We start from the raw sequence: 13,632 nt of genomic DNA, 5'->3' as shown, positions 1-13,632 counted from the left end.
TTTTTGAAGATTTCGAGACACGTGCATAACCATAACCTGGTAAATCTACCAAGTACCAATTATCATTCACAATAAAGTGATTTATTAATTGTGTTTTTCCAGGTCTTCCAGAAGTTTTTGCTAGACTTTTTCTATCAGTTAGCATATTTATTAATGAAGACTTGCCAACATTACTTCTTCCTATAAATGCATATTCTGGGAAATTGTTTTTTGGACATTTAGTGACCTCGGAGTTACTAACGACAAATTCAGCTGATTTTATTTTCATGGTACTTCCTGCGGAAGCAGGAATCTTTTTAATTAAACTTAGAGGTGTGATTTACAATCCTTTAGATTCTAACCAACTATTGAGAATCTTATTAAACTCTTCAGGATGTTCCATCATAGCTGCATGACCACATTTGTCAATCCAAAATAGTTCTGAATCTGGCAATAACTCATCGAACTCTACAGCAACTTCAGGAGGAGTAACATTATCATTTTTTCCCCAAATAATACAAGTTGGTGTATGCATTTTAGGTAAATCTTTGGACATGTTATGTCTAATGGCACTTTTAGCAATCGCTAAAGTTTTAATAAGCTTATTTCTGTCATTTACAGTTTTGTAAACCTCGTCAACAATTTCCTTAGTTGCAACAGCTGGATCATAGAATACATCTTGTGCTTTCTTTTTTATAACTTCGTAATCACTACGCTTTGTGTAACCACCTCCCATGGCACTTTCATATAGCCCAGAACTACCTGTTATGATAAGTGCTTTTACTTTCTTAGGGTATAATTTTGTGTGATATAAACCAATATGGCCACCTAAAGAATTGCCTAATAAAATAACCTCATCTAAGCCTTTAAATTCTATGAATGCTTTTAGATAATTAGCAAAGCTTTTTACATTGGTTTTTAATAAAGACATGGTGTAAATTGGCAATTCAGGTATAATAACTTTGTACCCATTTGAACTAAAATAATTAGTCACAGCATCAAAATTACTAAGTCCTCCCATTAGCCCATGTAACACAATAATTGGTGTGCCTTCTCCAATTTCAATATATCTATAATCCTTTTCTTTTTTTAAAAGGTGTGCCATCTACATGTTAGTGCTTTAGTGTTAAAAACAAATATAACTAAATCCTTTTGAATAAAAATATATCTATCATTTTCAATGTTTTTAAATTTATTGCTGTAAAACTTATGCTGTTAATAAATCCCACTTTACAGTTTAACTCTAGATATCGATTTTATTGAGTTTTAATGAGATTCTAAAAATTAGAGTACAAAACTTATCAACAAAAGTGGGAGAGTGTGGTAAAATGTGGCTTTTTTTTCAATATATTTGAATCTTAATCGTTAAAATGAGAAACGAATTATCTTGAATTCATTTACAGGAACATACGAGTGTAAAGCTGATGCCAAAGGAAGGCTAATGATTCCGGCTGTTTTAAAGAAACAGTTGGCTAGTGCTCTACAAGATGGTTTTGTGCTGAAACGTGCTGTTTTTCAGCCGTGTTTGGAGTTATATTCTATGGCGGAATGGGACAAAATGATGCAGAAGGTTAATAAACTCAATCGTTTTAAGAAGAAGAACAATGATTTTATTAGGCGTTTTACTGCTGGTGTAAAAATCGTAGAGGTTGATAGTGCAGGTCGTTTATTAATTCCTAAAGATTTAATCAGTTTTTCTGGTATCTCAAAGCAAATTGTATTGGCTTCTGCAGTGAACATTATTGAAATATGGGACAAAGATAAATACGAACAAGCTATTGATGATGCTGCTACAGACTTTGCGGATTTAGCAGAAGAAGTAATGGGACAAGAGGACGACGATGGAATATCATAATGCAGTTTTACTAAAAGAAACCGTGGATGGTTTAGATATAAAGCCAAATGGCGTTTATGTCGATGTCACTTTTGGTGGAGGCGGTCATAGTCGAGAGATATTATCTAGATTAGGACCAGAAGGAAAGTTATATGCCTTTGATCAAGATAAGGATGCGTTAGAAAATACAATTGAAGATGATCGGTTTGTTCTCATTAATGAGAATTTCAGGTTTGTAAAAAGGTTTTTAAGATTTTATGGAGTAAAGGAGGTTGATGGTGTTTTAGCTGATTTTGGAGTTTCTTCACATCAGTTTGACGTTGCAGAACGTGGATTCTCTACCAGATTTGAGGCAGATTTAGATATGCGAATGAACCAAGAGAACAAGCTTTCTGCTTTTGAGGTAGTTAATAATTATGGCGAAGAGCAATTAAGAGCAGTCTTGTTTCAGTATGGTGAATTACGACAATCGTCAGCAATGGCAAGAGTGATTTTTGAGGAACGTGCAAAAACTGAAATTAAAACTAGCGAGCAACTAAAAACAGTGCTAAAGCCTTTTTTAAATCATAAAAAAGAGAATAAGGTTTTGGCTCAGATTTATCAGGCAATCCGGATTGAAGTGAATCAAGAAATTGAAGTTTTAAAAGAATTACTAACCCAAACACCTGAAATTTTGAAAAGAGGCGGTAGGCTAAGTTTTATTTCTTATCACTCCTTAGAAGATCGATTGGTCAAACGCTTTATAAGAAACGGATTATTTGAAGGAGAGCCAGAGCGAGATGTATTTGGAAATTTTGAAGTGCCATTAAAAAAAGTTGGTGGGCTAATAGTCCCAACACATTCTGAAATAAAAGTGAATAACAGAGCGCGAAGCGCGAAGCTTCGGATTGCTGAGAAGTTATAAAAAGAGATTCCTGCCTTCGCAGGAAGTAGCATGAAAAAAAACATCTACAGCATATTAAGAGGTAAGTTTCTAATCAGTGATGATTCGTTTAAAAATTGGCGCATCATCATTTTTATTTCGTTTTTAGCCATCATTATGATTGCGAGTTCTCATAGTGCTGATAAAAAAGTATATGAGATTGCTAGGTTGACAAACGAAGTTAAAGAATTACGATCTGCATTTGTAGATGGACGATCAAAATTGATGCGGTTAAAGATGGAGTCATCCATAATAAATAAAGTAGCAGAAAAGGGAATTGAGATTTCAGAAATTCCACCGACAAAAATTAGGGTAAAAGCTTCTGAATAGGAATTAATTTACGCCTTAGGTGAAAGATGAAATTTAAAATATAGTGTAAGAATAACTTAATCTCGATTATCGAGCTAAATCACAACAAGAATAGACTTTGGCAACAACAGAAACCAACATATTAAACAGATTGTACTTCGTGGCAGGTTGCATGTTTGTCTTTGCATTGGCTGTAGTCTTTAAGCTCTGTAGTATTCAATTTATACAAGGAGATCAATATAGAGAGCTTGCTGAGAAACGTACTGTAAAAGATTTTGATATTGAGCCAAATCGCGGAAATGTATATTCTGCAGATGGTAGTCTTTTAGCAACATCCATTCCTAAATACGATATTAGAATTGATGCAATACAAGCAAAAAAGAATGTTTTTGAAGAACGGATAGATGGCTTGGCAGATTCACTTTCAGCCTATAGAGGGAAGTCAGCGTCATATTATAAAAACGTTATTAGAAAGGCGAGAAAAAATAAGAATAGGTATTTCCTATTGGCTAGAAACATTAGTTATTCAGATTATATCAGAGTTCGCAATTTTCCCTTATTAAATCTTGGAGCAATTAAAGGTGGTCTTATAGTTGAGCAAACGACCAGAAGAGAACATCCAATGGGAGGTATTGCCTCTAGATCTATTGGGTATGAGCGTTTTGATAAAGACAGTAATGTCACAAGAGCTGGTATCGATGGTGCATTTGGTGAAAAATATTTACGAGGCATAAAGGGAACACGTCTAAAACAAAAAATTGGTAATGGACAGTGGAAGCCTATTGCGGATTATGACCAGATAGAGCCACAAGATGGTTATGATGTTTATACCACAATAGATGTTAATATACAGGATATTGCACATCATTCGCTTTTAGGACAGCTAGAAAAGTATGAAGCTGAACATGGTTGTGTTGTTGTTATGGATGTGAGAACAGGAGAAATTAAGGCGATTTCTAACCTTGGAAGAAATAAAGAGGGTAAATATTATGAACGCTTAAATTATGCAGTTGGAGAAAGTCATGAGCCAGGATCTACATTTAAAGTGATTGCAATGATGGCAGCTTTAGAAGATAAAGTTATCGATACCTCTACTGTTATTGATACAAAGAATGGTGTAAAATACTTCTACGGAAGAACAATTAGCGACTCCCATCGTGGAGGTTATGGTAAAATATCTGCAGCTCGTACCTTGGAGGTGTCATCTAATATCGGTTTAGCTACTATTGTAGATGATAATTATTCTAAACAACCAGAAAAATTCTTAAAAAGATTAAGTAAGTGGAAGTTAGATGAACCACTCGGTGTTTCAATTGTAGGTGAAGGTCAACCAGATATTCCAAAACCTGGTGCGTCAAATTGGAGCAAAAATGCATTGCCATCTATGGCTTATGGCTATAATCTAACAATGACACCATTACAAACTTTAGCCTTTTATAACGCCATTGCTAATGATGGAGAATTGATAAAGCCACGCTTTATAAAAGCAGTAAAATCTTTTGATAAGGATATTGAAGTTTTTGAGAAAGAAGTATTGGTAGATGAAATATGTTCAGATAGAACATTGGCTCAAATCAGAGATATTTTAAAGAATATTGTAATTCGTGGTACTGGTAGCCGTATGTATTCTGAAACTTTTTCTATGGCTGGCAAAACAGGTACAGCAAGAACTGACTATGCTAATTTTGAAGAATGGAATAAAGACAAAAAATACATCTCGTCTTTTGCAGGTTACTTTCCTGCTGAAAACCCAAAGTACTCTTGCATTGTAGTAATTCATAAACCAAGTACTAAAGTAGGTTATTATGGAGCAGATGTTTCTGGCCCAGTTTTTAAACGTATTGCTCAAAAAATATATACAGATACACCAATTATTGACGAAGTACAAACACTAGACTTTAATAATAATTTGGTGAATCAAGATTTTGAAAGCTATTACGAAAACGCACGTAAATACAAAGAGTTAATGCCGAGTGTTGTTGGTATGCCAGCAATGGACGCAATTGCATTACTTGAGAATCTTCAAGTTAATGTTAAGGTGAAATTAAACGGAAATGGTATAATAAAAAAGCAGTCGGTAGATAAGCATCAGAAATTACAGCCTAATCAAACAATTGTCTTAGAGGCCTCATGATGATTCTAAAAGACATATTGTACAAGGTTACTATTAATGCTGTGGTTGGTAGCACAAGTATTGCTATAAATAAAATTGAATTTGATTCACGTCAGATTAAAACTAATGATGTTTTTGTAGCGATTTCAGGAACAATTACTGATGGACATAAATACATTGAAAAAGTTATTGAAGATGGAGCAACGGCTATAGTCTGTGAGGTGCTTCCAGAAATCTTTGAAGATGGTGTAACCTATATTGAAGTTGCTAATTCTAATCAGGCTTTAGCTTTTATGGCAGCTAATTATTACGCGCATCCTTCAGAGAATTTAAAACTTGTTGGAGTTACAGGTACAAATGGTAAAACAACAGTAACAAGTTTATTGTATCAACTGTTTAAAAAGGCTGGTTATAAGGTTGGATTATTATCTACTGTTAAGATAATGGTTGATAATACAACCTTTAAAGCAACGCATACAACGCCAGATTCATTAACCATTAACAAGTATTTAAAGTTAATGAATGATGAAGGTGTAGAGTTTTGTTTTATGGAGGTCAGTTCACATGGTATTCATCAAAGTAGAACAGAAGGCTTGAAATTTGCAGGAGGAATTTTCACCAATCTATCTCACGATCATTTAGATTACCATGAAACTTTTGCGAAATACAGAGATGTGAAAAAGACATTTTTCGACCAGTTGCCAAAAGATGCTTTTGCATTGTCTAATATAGACGATAAAAATGGCTTGGTAATGCTTCAGAATACAAAAGCAAAAAAATATACTTACGCACTAAAAAACTATGCTGATTACAGAGCACAGATTTTAGAAAATGATTTTAGTGGTTTGTTATTAAAGTTAAATGATAATGAATTATGGACACGACTGATTGGAAGTTTTAATGCATACAATATTCTAGCAATCTATGGAACTGCGGAATTATTAGGCTTGGATAAAGTAGAAATTTTAAGATTAATAAGTGAGCTCGAAAATGTTTCTGGACGCTTTCAATATTTTGTTTCAGATGAAAAAATTACGGCAATTGTAGATTATGCACACACACCAGATGCCTTAAAGAATGTATTAGAAACCATAAATAGTATCAGAACCAAAAATGAAGAGCTAATTACGGTTGTTGGTTGTGGTGGTGACAGAGATAAAACAAAGCGACCAAAAATGGCACATATCGCTTCGGCTTTAAGTACAAAAGTGATTTTTACAAGCGATAATCCACGAAGTGAATTACCTGAAACGATAATTGAAGATATGGAAAAAGGGGTAGAGCCTCAGAATTTCAAAAAGACATTGTCCATAACAGATAGAAAACAAGCAATTAAAACAGCTTGTCAAATAGCAGGCGCGAAGGATATTATCCTAATAGCAGGCAAAGGACACGAAACCTATCAAGAAATTAAAGGAGAACGCTTCGATTTTGATGATTATAAAACGGTACAAGAATTTTTAAAACAATTACAGAAATAAATAATAACCAAGAATGCTGTATTACTTATTTGAATATTTAGAAAAACAATTCCAATTCCCTGGAGCTTCGCTATTTCAGTATCTCACCTTTAGAGCCGCTATAGCTATTATTTTGTCATTGTTAATTTCTACAATATTTGGTAAACGCATTATTAGATTTTTGCAAAAACAGCAAGTTGGTGAAACTATTCGTGATTTAGGATTAGAAGGGCAAGTTGAAAAGGCAGGTACACCTACTATGGGTGGAATTATAATTATCCTAGCAACCTTGATCCCTGTGTTGCTCTTGGCTAAACTTGAAAATATTTACATCATTTTACTAATTGTAACGACACTTTGGATGGGCACCATTGGATTTATTGATGATTATATCAAAAAATTCAAAAATGATAAAGATGGATTAAAAGGAAAATTTAAAGTCCTTGGTCAGGTTGGTTTAGGGATTATTGTTGGTGCAACATTATTCTTTCATAACGATGTAACTATAAAGGAAAAATTACCTATCCAAGAACAAAGAGTTTTATTAGCTGAAAACCCTGATTTATCTCCAACTAAATTGTTTAAAGCCGAAGAGAAGTCGACGAAAACTACCATTCCATTTATTAAAGGTAATGAGTTTGATTATTCAGATTTAATCACTTGGATTAGCCCAGGTTTAGAAAAGTATTCTTGGGTCATTTTCATTCTAGTTAGCATTTTTATTATCACGGCAGTTTCAAATGGAGCAAACCTCACAGATGGTATTGATGGTTTGGCAGCTGGTACTTCTGCAATAATAGTATTAACATTAGGCATTTTCGCTTGGGTTTCTGGTAATATCATTTTCTCAGAATATTTGGAGATTATGTATATCCCAAGAGTTGAGGAAATAACAATTTATATAGCAGCCTTTGTAGGAGCATTGATTGGGTTTTTGTGGTATAACGCATATCCAGCTCAAGTTTTTATGGGTGACACTGGTAGTTTAACTATTGGAGGAATTATAGCTGTAATTGCTATTGCAGTTAGGAAAGAATGGCTAATACCAGTGCTGTGCGGAATCTTCTTGGCGGAGAATTTGTCAGTAATGATGCAGGTGAGTTATTTCAAATACACAAGAAAAAAACATGGAGAAGGGCGGCGCATATTTAAAATGTCGCCTTTACATCACCATTATCAGAAATCTGGATATCACGAGAGCAAAATTGTAACACGTTTTTGGATTGTCGGCATTTTATTAGCCATCATAACCATAGTGACGTTGAAAATCAGATAATGAAACGGTTAGTTATTCTTGGTGGAGGAGAAAGTGGAGTAGGCACTGCGCTTTTAGGAAAAGCAAAAGGATACAATGTATTTGTATCCGACAAGGGAAAGATTAAAGAAAAGTATAAAGACGTTCTTTTAAATAATGAGATTGAATTTGAAGATGAAAAGCATACAGAATCAAAAATTCTGAATGCAGACATCGTCATGAAAAGTCCTGGTATTCCAGACAAAGTGGCTTTGGTAAAACAAATCCGTGAAACCGAGATCAAAGTGGTTTCAGAAATTGAATTTGCTTCATATTATACAGATGCGATTTTGATTGGAATAACTGGAAGTAATGGTAAAACGACAACTGCAACATTAACGCATCATTTGCTAAAACAGAGCTTAGATGTCAGTTTAGCAGGAAATATTGGAGACAGTTTTGCTAATCAGATTCTAGAAGGTAACCATAACAATTACGTGCTAGAAATAAGCAGTTTTCAGCTAGATGACATTCATGATTTTAAACCAAAGGTTGCGATTTTAACCAATATCACACCAGATCATTTAGATCGCTATGACAATAAGTTTGAAAACTATATCGCATCAAAATTTAAAATTGTAGAAAATCAAAGTGCTGAAGATTATTTTATTTATGACGGTGATGATCAAGTGATTTTAGAATGGTTAGGAAACCATAAAATTCAATCCAAAAAATTGCCTTTTTCGTTGACTAAAGTCATAGACGAAGGTGCGTATTTAGATAATAATAAGATAATAATAACAATAGATAATAACCAAATAATTATGCCAACAGAAAACATAACATTAGAAGGTAAACATAACATTAAGAATGCAATGGCAGCCTCTACTGTGGCGCATTTACTCAAAATTAGAAAACAAACTATTCGAGAAAGTTTAGAGAATTTTCAAGGTGTTGAGCATAGATTAGAGCATGTATTAAAAATTAATAAAGTGCAATACATCAATGATTCTAAAGCAACCAATGTTAATGCAACCTATTATGCATTAGAAAGTATGGATGCTCCTACGGTATGGATAGTTGGTGGTGAAGATAAGGGTAATGATTATAATGAATTATTTCCTTTTGTTAATGAGAAAGTAAAAGCAATTATTTGCTTAGGATTAGACAATGAGAAATTGTTTGAAGCCTTTGGGAATATGGTTGATGTTATCGTTGAAACACAATATATGAGTGAAGCCGTTAAGATTGCTTATAAAGTGGCAGACGCTGGCGAAAATGTACTGCTTTCACCCGCTTGTGCAAGTTTCGATTTGTTCGAAAATTATGAAGATCGAGGACGTCAATTTAAAAATGCCGTACGTAATTTATAGGTTATATCATATAAAGATGATTTAGGGATTCATCAATAAAAAGTTATTAGGTTAAAAATGCAAAACGTATTTACACAAATAAAAGGAGATCGTGCTATATGGGCAATAGTCACGCTATTGGCTATATTTTCCTTTTTACCAGTGTATAGTGCAGCAAGTAATCTTGCTGTTGGCTCAAGTAATACATTCTCTTTTTTTGTAAAGCATTTTATGCATTTGGCATTAGGTTTTTCCATTATGTATGGTGTACACCGAGTGCCTTATAAATATTTTCGAGGTTTATCGATGGTATTGATGCCAATTGTGTTTGTTCTTTTGGTAATCACAATGTTGCAAGGAACAACAATTCAAGGGGCAAATGCTAGTCGCTGGATACAGATTCCTGTTGTAGGAGTTTCTTTTCAAACATCAACTTTAGCGGCTGTAGTAATAATGGTTTACGTTGCAAGGTATCTTTCTAAGATAAAAGACAAGCAGGTGAGTTTTAAAGAAACTATTTTGCCCCTTTGGACACCAGTATTCTTAATTTTAATTTTAATTCTGCCGGCTAATTTTTCAACCACAGCAATTGTTTTTACAATGATTATGACCTTGGCATTTGTAGGTGGTTATCCTGTTAAGTATTTAGGAATAATAGTCTTATCAGGAATAATTGCTTTGGTTTTCTTTGTATTGATTGCAAAGACGACAACAGGCTCATTAAATGTAAAGGCAACTACATGGGAAAATAGGATTCTAAATTACTCTAATAACGCAGATACAGAAGCCGATTATCAAATTGAAAAAGCAAAAATTGCAATAGCATCTGGAGGGATTAAAGGTGTGGGTCCAGGGAAGAGTGTGCAAAAGAACTTTTTGCCACAATCATCATCAGATTTTATATTCGCTATTATAATTGAAGAATACGGTTTAATAGGTGGTTTATTTCTCTTGGTGTTGTATTCGTGGTTGCTGTTTAGAATTGTTATTGTGTCCCAGAAATCAGATACTATATTCGGAAAATTACTAGTGTTGGGCGTTGGTTTGCCAATTGTTTTTCAAGCATTAATTAATATGGCTGTTGCTGTAGAATTATTTCCTGTTACGGGTCAAACCTTACCTTTAATTAGTAGTGGAGGTACGTCTATTTGGATGACCTGCCTGGCAATAGGAATAATTCTTAGTGTTAGTGCAAGACGACAAGAATTAAAAGACAATGAAGATAAAGACTATTCAGATAACCCATTAGAAATTTTAAGCGAAACCATTTAATGAGTAACTATAAATTCATATTATCGGGTGGCGGAACAGGAGGACATATTTATCCTGCTGTTGCAATAGCAGACGAATTAAAGTCACGTTATCCTGATGCTGAGTTCTTGTTTGTTGGTGCTTCGGACAGAATGGAAATGGATAAAGTGCCACAAGCAGGTTATAAGATTGAGGGTTTATGGATTTCTGGTATTCAACGAAAACTAACCTTGAAAAATCTAATGTTTCCATTCAAATTAGTGACAAGTCTCTTAAGGTCTATAAAAATAATTAAAACCTTTAAGCCAGATGCAGTAATTGGTACTGGTGGCTTTGCAAGTGGACCTTTGTTGCACGTAGCCGTGACCAAGAAAATTCCAAGTTTAATTCAAGAACAGAATTCATATCCAGGAATCACAAATAAACTATTAGGTAAAAAAGTTAATACCATTTGTGTGGCTTATGAAGGTTTAGAAAAATTCTTTCCGAAGGAAAAAATAAGATTAACGGGTAACCCAATCCGTAAAGATTTATTAGACGTAAAAAGCAAACAAATTAAAGGTAAAGATGCTTTTACATTAATTCATAGTAAGTACACACTTTTAGTATTGGGAGGAAGTTTAGGAGCAAGAAGAATTAATCAGTTAATAGAAGAACATATTGAATCTTTTGAGGGGCAAAACGTGCAAGTGATTTGGCAATGTGGTAAACTCTATTACAATCAGTATAAGCAGTACAATAAATTAGAGAATGTACAAGTGCATGCATTTCTAAATAATATGGATATGGCTTATGCAGCAGCTGATGTTATCATTTCTAGAGCTGGAGCAATTTCAGTTTCAGAATTATGTATTGTAGGAAAACCTGTAATATTTATTCCTTCTCCTAATGTGGCAGAAGATCATCAGACTAAAAATGCCAAAGCAGTTGCAGATAAAAATGCAGCAATTTTAATTAGAGAGCAAGATCTAGAATTAGATTTTCAAAATCAATTTTCAGATTTAATTTTTAACGAAGAAAAAAGAACAGAATTAAGTAAAAATATTGAAGCATTGGCGCTTGTAAACGCTACAAACGACATCGTGGACGAAGTTGAAAAATTATTAAGAGTTAAATGAATTTAGGTGCTGTACATAACGTCTATTTTATTGGTATCGGAGGTATTGGTATGAGTGCTTTGGCGCGTTATTTTGTAGCCAAAGGAAAGCATGTGGCTGGTTATGATAACACATCAACAGAAATAACTCAAGCCTTACAAGATTTAGGCGCAGATATTCATTTTAGTGATGATGTGTCTAAAATCGATTCAAAGTATTTTAATTTAGAATCTTCGTTAATTGTCTATACACCTGCGATACCAAAAGATCATTCAGAATTAGATTATTTTAAAACTAATAATTTTAATGTTTTAAAACGATCTGCTGTTTTAGGGGAAATTACTAGGCAAACCACATGTCTTGCTGTGGCTGGTACTCACGGAAAAACCACAACTACAAGTATTTTAGGTCATTTATTGAACGAATGTAGTGTTCCTATGACTGCCTTTTTAGGAGGAATCAGTGAGAACTATAATTCTAATTTAATTCTAAACGGAACTGAAGTAACAGTTGTAGAAGCAGATGAGTTTGATCGTTCGTTTTTAACCTTATCACCAGATTTAGCATGTATCACTTCTATGGACGCAGACCATTTAGATATTTATGGTGATGCTTCGGAACTTATTAAATCCTTCAAAGATTTTACGGAGTGTATAAAGCCCAATGGAAAACTATTTGTTAGAAATGGTTTACCGTTAGACGGTATTACCTATGGTGTAGAAGACGATTCGGATTATAGTGCTAAAAATGTAAAAATAGAAAATGGAAGTTATGTGTTCGATGTGCAAACACCTAGCGGATTATATAAAGATTTCAAATTTAACCTACCTGGTAGACACAATCTGTCGAATGCAATAATAGCCTTGGCGATGTCTGTAGAATACGGACTCCCTCACCACCAGCTCGCCAAGGGTTTAGCATCTTATAAAGGTGTAAAGCGCAGATTTACCTATCACATTAAAAAGGATGATTTTGTATTTATTGATGATTATGCACATCATCCTGAAGAAATTAATGCAGTATATCAAGCAGTAAGAGAAATGTATCCTACCAAAAGAGTTTTGGCGATTTTTCAACCTCACCTCTATACTAGAACCCGAGATTTTGTAGATGGTTTTGCTGAAAGCCTTTCAAAATTTGATGAATTATTATTGTTAGATATCTATCCGGCAAGAGAATTACCCATTGAAGGTATTACATCAAATTGGTTGTTAAATAAAATTGAAAATCCAAATAAAAAATTGATTCAGAAACTAGAATTGATTAATGAAATAAAAAAATCTAATGCTCAGGTGGTTTTAACTATTGGAGCTGGAGATATTGGTGAAGAAGTAAAACATATTAATAAAGCGTTTAACATTGCGAATTAATTATAACTATATAAAAATCATTGGGTTACTAATTATTGTTGGTGGCTTATTTGCGTTTTCAAACCAAAGAAATAACGCAAGAAAAATTTCTGAATCGAATATAAAATTTTTAGGAGAAAACAAGTTGTTTATTACAGATGCGACTGTTAGTAAATTGTTAATACAAAATCTACAACCTGTTACGGAACAACCTAAAGATATTATAGATTTGAACGAATTAGAAATTGCCCTAAATTCTAATTCAATGATAAAGAGAGCAGAAGTGTTTATGTCAATAGACGGCGAGCTTTCTGCAGAAATTGAACAAAAACGACCTATTGCAAGAGTCAATACAAATGCATCATATTATATAGATGATGAAGGTTCTTTTATGCCTTTGTCGTCTAATTATTCTGCAAGAGTACCACTCGTTACAGGTAATATTAAAAAAAATAAGCTTAAAACAGTTTTTCAATTTGCTAAGACTGTAGAAGAAGATGAATTTTTAAAAAAGCACGTCATAGAGATTCGACAGAATGATAATGAAACAATTGATTTTAAAATTAGGAAGAGTGATTTTACCGTTCATTTAGGAACATTAGAAAATCTCAAAAAAAAGATAAATAATTTCAAAGCTTTTTATCAGAAAGCAATGAAAGACAAAATTTTAGATAGTTATAAAGTAATAAATCTAAAATTTGATAAACAAGTTATATGCACCAAAAAGTAAAC

Annotated in this window: 13 protein-coding genes; 11 read left to right on the top strand and 2 right to left on the bottom strand. The window is 33.4% G+C overall.

Annotated features, from left to right (window positions below; translation table 11 throughout):
- Together yihA and AAC053_RS06780 are read right to left on the bottom strand one after the other, a co-directional pair.
- Positions 1-268 (bottom strand): ribosome biogenesis GTP-binding protein YihA/YsxC (gene yihA / locus AAC053_RS06785; RefSeq protein ID WP_339754472.1); only part of this gene is annotated, 268 nt, incomplete at its 3' end.
- A gap of 51 nt (positions 269-319) precedes the next feature.
- Positions 320-1,084, bottom strand: a complete 765-nt coding sequence (locus AAC053_RS06780) for an alpha/beta hydrolase (protein ID WP_339754468.1) — start codon at positions 1,082-1,084, stop codon at positions 320-322.
- Positions 1,085-1,366: 282 nt separating this feature from the next.
- On the opposite strand from AAC053_RS06780, the gene mraZ reads away from it, so the two are divergent.
- The 11 genes from mraZ to AAC053_RS06725 all read left to right on the top strand — a co-directional run bounded on the left by mraZ (position 1,367) and on the right by AAC053_RS06725 (position 13,630).
- Positions 1,367-1,834 (top strand): division/cell wall cluster transcriptional repressor MraZ, encoded by a 468-nt coding sequence (mraZ, locus tag AAC053_RS06775; protein ID WP_339754466.1) that lies wholly within the window; start codon positions 1,367-1,369, stop codon positions 1,832-1,834.
- Positions 1,821-2,717 (top strand): 16S rRNA (cytosine(1402)-N(4))-methyltransferase RsmH, encoded by an 897-nt coding sequence (rsmH, locus tag AAC053_RS06770; protein ID WP_339754464.1) that lies wholly within the window; start codon positions 1,821-1,823, stop codon positions 2,715-2,717. The genes mraZ and rsmH overlap by 14 nt, the downstream gene beginning before the upstream one ends.
- Positions 2,718-2,747: 30 nt before the next feature.
- Positions 2,748-3,065 (top strand): FtsL-like putative cell division protein, encoded by a 318-nt coding sequence (locus AAC053_RS06765; RefSeq protein ID WP_339754461.1) that lies wholly within the window; start codon positions 2,748-2,750, stop codon positions 3,063-3,065.
- A 151-nt stretch (positions 3,066-3,216) separates the two neighbouring features.
- Positions 3,217-5,178, top strand: a complete 1,962-nt coding sequence (locus AAC053_RS06760) for a penicillin-binding protein (RefSeq protein ID WP_339754474.1) — start codon at positions 3,217-3,219, stop codon at positions 5,176-5,178.
- A complete protein-coding gene (locus AAC053_RS06755; protein ID WP_339754458.1) occupies positions 5,175-6,638 on the top strand; it encodes a UDP-N-acetylmuramoyl-L-alanyl-D-glutamate--2,6-diaminopimelate ligase in 1,464 nt (487 codons plus the stop codon). The genes AAC053_RS06760 and AAC053_RS06755 overlap by 4 nt, the downstream gene beginning before the upstream one ends.
- 13 nt (positions 6,639-6,651) lie before the next feature.
- A complete protein-coding gene (mraY, locus tag AAC053_RS06750) occupies positions 6,652-7,893 on the top strand; it encodes a phospho-N-acetylmuramoyl-pentapeptide-transferase (RefSeq protein WP_339754454.1) in 1,242 nt (413 codons plus the stop codon).
- Positions 7,893-9,224: a UDP-N-acetylmuramoyl-L-alanine--D-glutamate ligase gene (murD, locus tag AAC053_RS06745; RefSeq protein ID WP_339754451.1), complete on the top strand. Its 1,332-nt coding sequence runs from the start codon at positions 7,893-7,895 to the stop codon at positions 9,222-9,224. Before mraY ends, murD begins: the two co-directional genes overlap by 1 nt.
- A 57-nt stretch (positions 9,225-9,281) precedes the next feature.
- Positions 9,282-10,475, top strand: a complete 1,194-nt coding sequence (locus AAC053_RS06740; RefSeq protein ID WP_339754449.1) for an FtsW/RodA/SpoVE family cell cycle protein — start codon at positions 9,282-9,284, stop codon at positions 10,473-10,475.
- Positions 10,475-11,572, top strand: coding sequence for an undecaprenyldiphospho-muramoylpentapeptide beta-N-acetylglucosaminyltransferase (gene murG / locus AAC053_RS06735; protein ID WP_339754446.1), 1,098 nt, complete (start codon positions 10,475-10,477; stop codon positions 11,570-11,572). Before AAC053_RS06740 ends, murG begins: the two co-directional genes overlap by 1 nt.
- Positions 11,569-12,921: a UDP-N-acetylmuramate--L-alanine ligase gene (gene murC, locus AAC053_RS06730; protein WP_339754444.1), complete on the top strand. Its 1,353-nt coding sequence runs from the start codon at positions 11,569-11,571 to the stop codon at positions 12,919-12,921. Before murG ends, murC begins: the two co-directional genes overlap by 4 nt.
- Positions 12,911-13,630, top strand: coding sequence for a hypothetical protein (locus AAC053_RS06725; protein ID WP_339754442.1), 720 nt, complete (start codon positions 12,911-12,913; stop codon positions 13,628-13,630). Before murC ends, AAC053_RS06725 begins: the two co-directional genes overlap by 11 nt.
- Positions 13,631-13,632: the final 2 nt, after the last annotated feature.

The organism is uncultured Winogradskyella sp., assembly GCF_963975125.1.
Lineage (GTDB): Bacteria > Bacteroidota > Bacteroidia > Flavobacteriales > Flavobacteriaceae > Winogradskyella.
The sequence above is the reverse complement of the archived record's forward strand: the minus strand, read 5'-3'. Positions and strand labels throughout refer to the sequence as shown.

Bases quoted from the DNA above. Each gene is read 5' to 3' on its own strand.
- AAC053_RS06780 (WP_339754468.1), bottom strand. From the start codon at position 1,084: ATGGCACACCTTTTAAAAAAAGAAAAGGATTATAGATATATTGAAATT.
- rsmH (WP_339754464.1), top strand. From the start codon at position 1,821: ATGGAATATCATAATGCAGTTTTACTAAAAGAAACCGTGGATGGTTTA.
- AAC053_RS06765 (WP_339754461.1), top strand. From the start codon at position 2,748: ATGAAAAAAAACATCTACAGCATATTAAGAGGTAAGTTTCTAATCAGT.
- AAC053_RS06760 (WP_339754474.1), top strand. From the start codon at position 3,217: ATGTTTGTCTTTGCATTGGCTGTAGTCTTTAAGCTCTGTAGTATTCAA.
- AAC053_RS06755 (WP_339754458.1), top strand. From the start codon at position 5,175: ATGATGATTCTAAAAGACATATTGTACAAGGTTACTATTAATGCTGTG.
- mraY (WP_339754454.1), top strand. From the start codon at position 6,652: ATGCTGTATTACTTATTTGAATATTTAGAAAAACAATTCCAATTCCCT.
- murD (WP_339754451.1), top strand. From the start codon at position 7,893: ATGAAACGGTTAGTTATTCTTGGTGGAGGAGAAAGTGGAGTAGGCACT.
- AAC053_RS06740 (WP_339754449.1), top strand. From the start codon at position 9,282: ATGCAAAACGTATTTACACAAATAAAAGGAGATCGTGCTATATGGGCA.
- murG (WP_339754446.1), top strand. From the start codon at position 10,475: ATGAGTAACTATAAATTCATATTATCGGGTGGCGGAACAGGAGGACAT.
- murC (WP_339754444.1), top strand. From the start codon at position 11,569: ATGAATTTAGGTGCTGTACATAACGTCTATTTTATTGGTATCGGAGGT.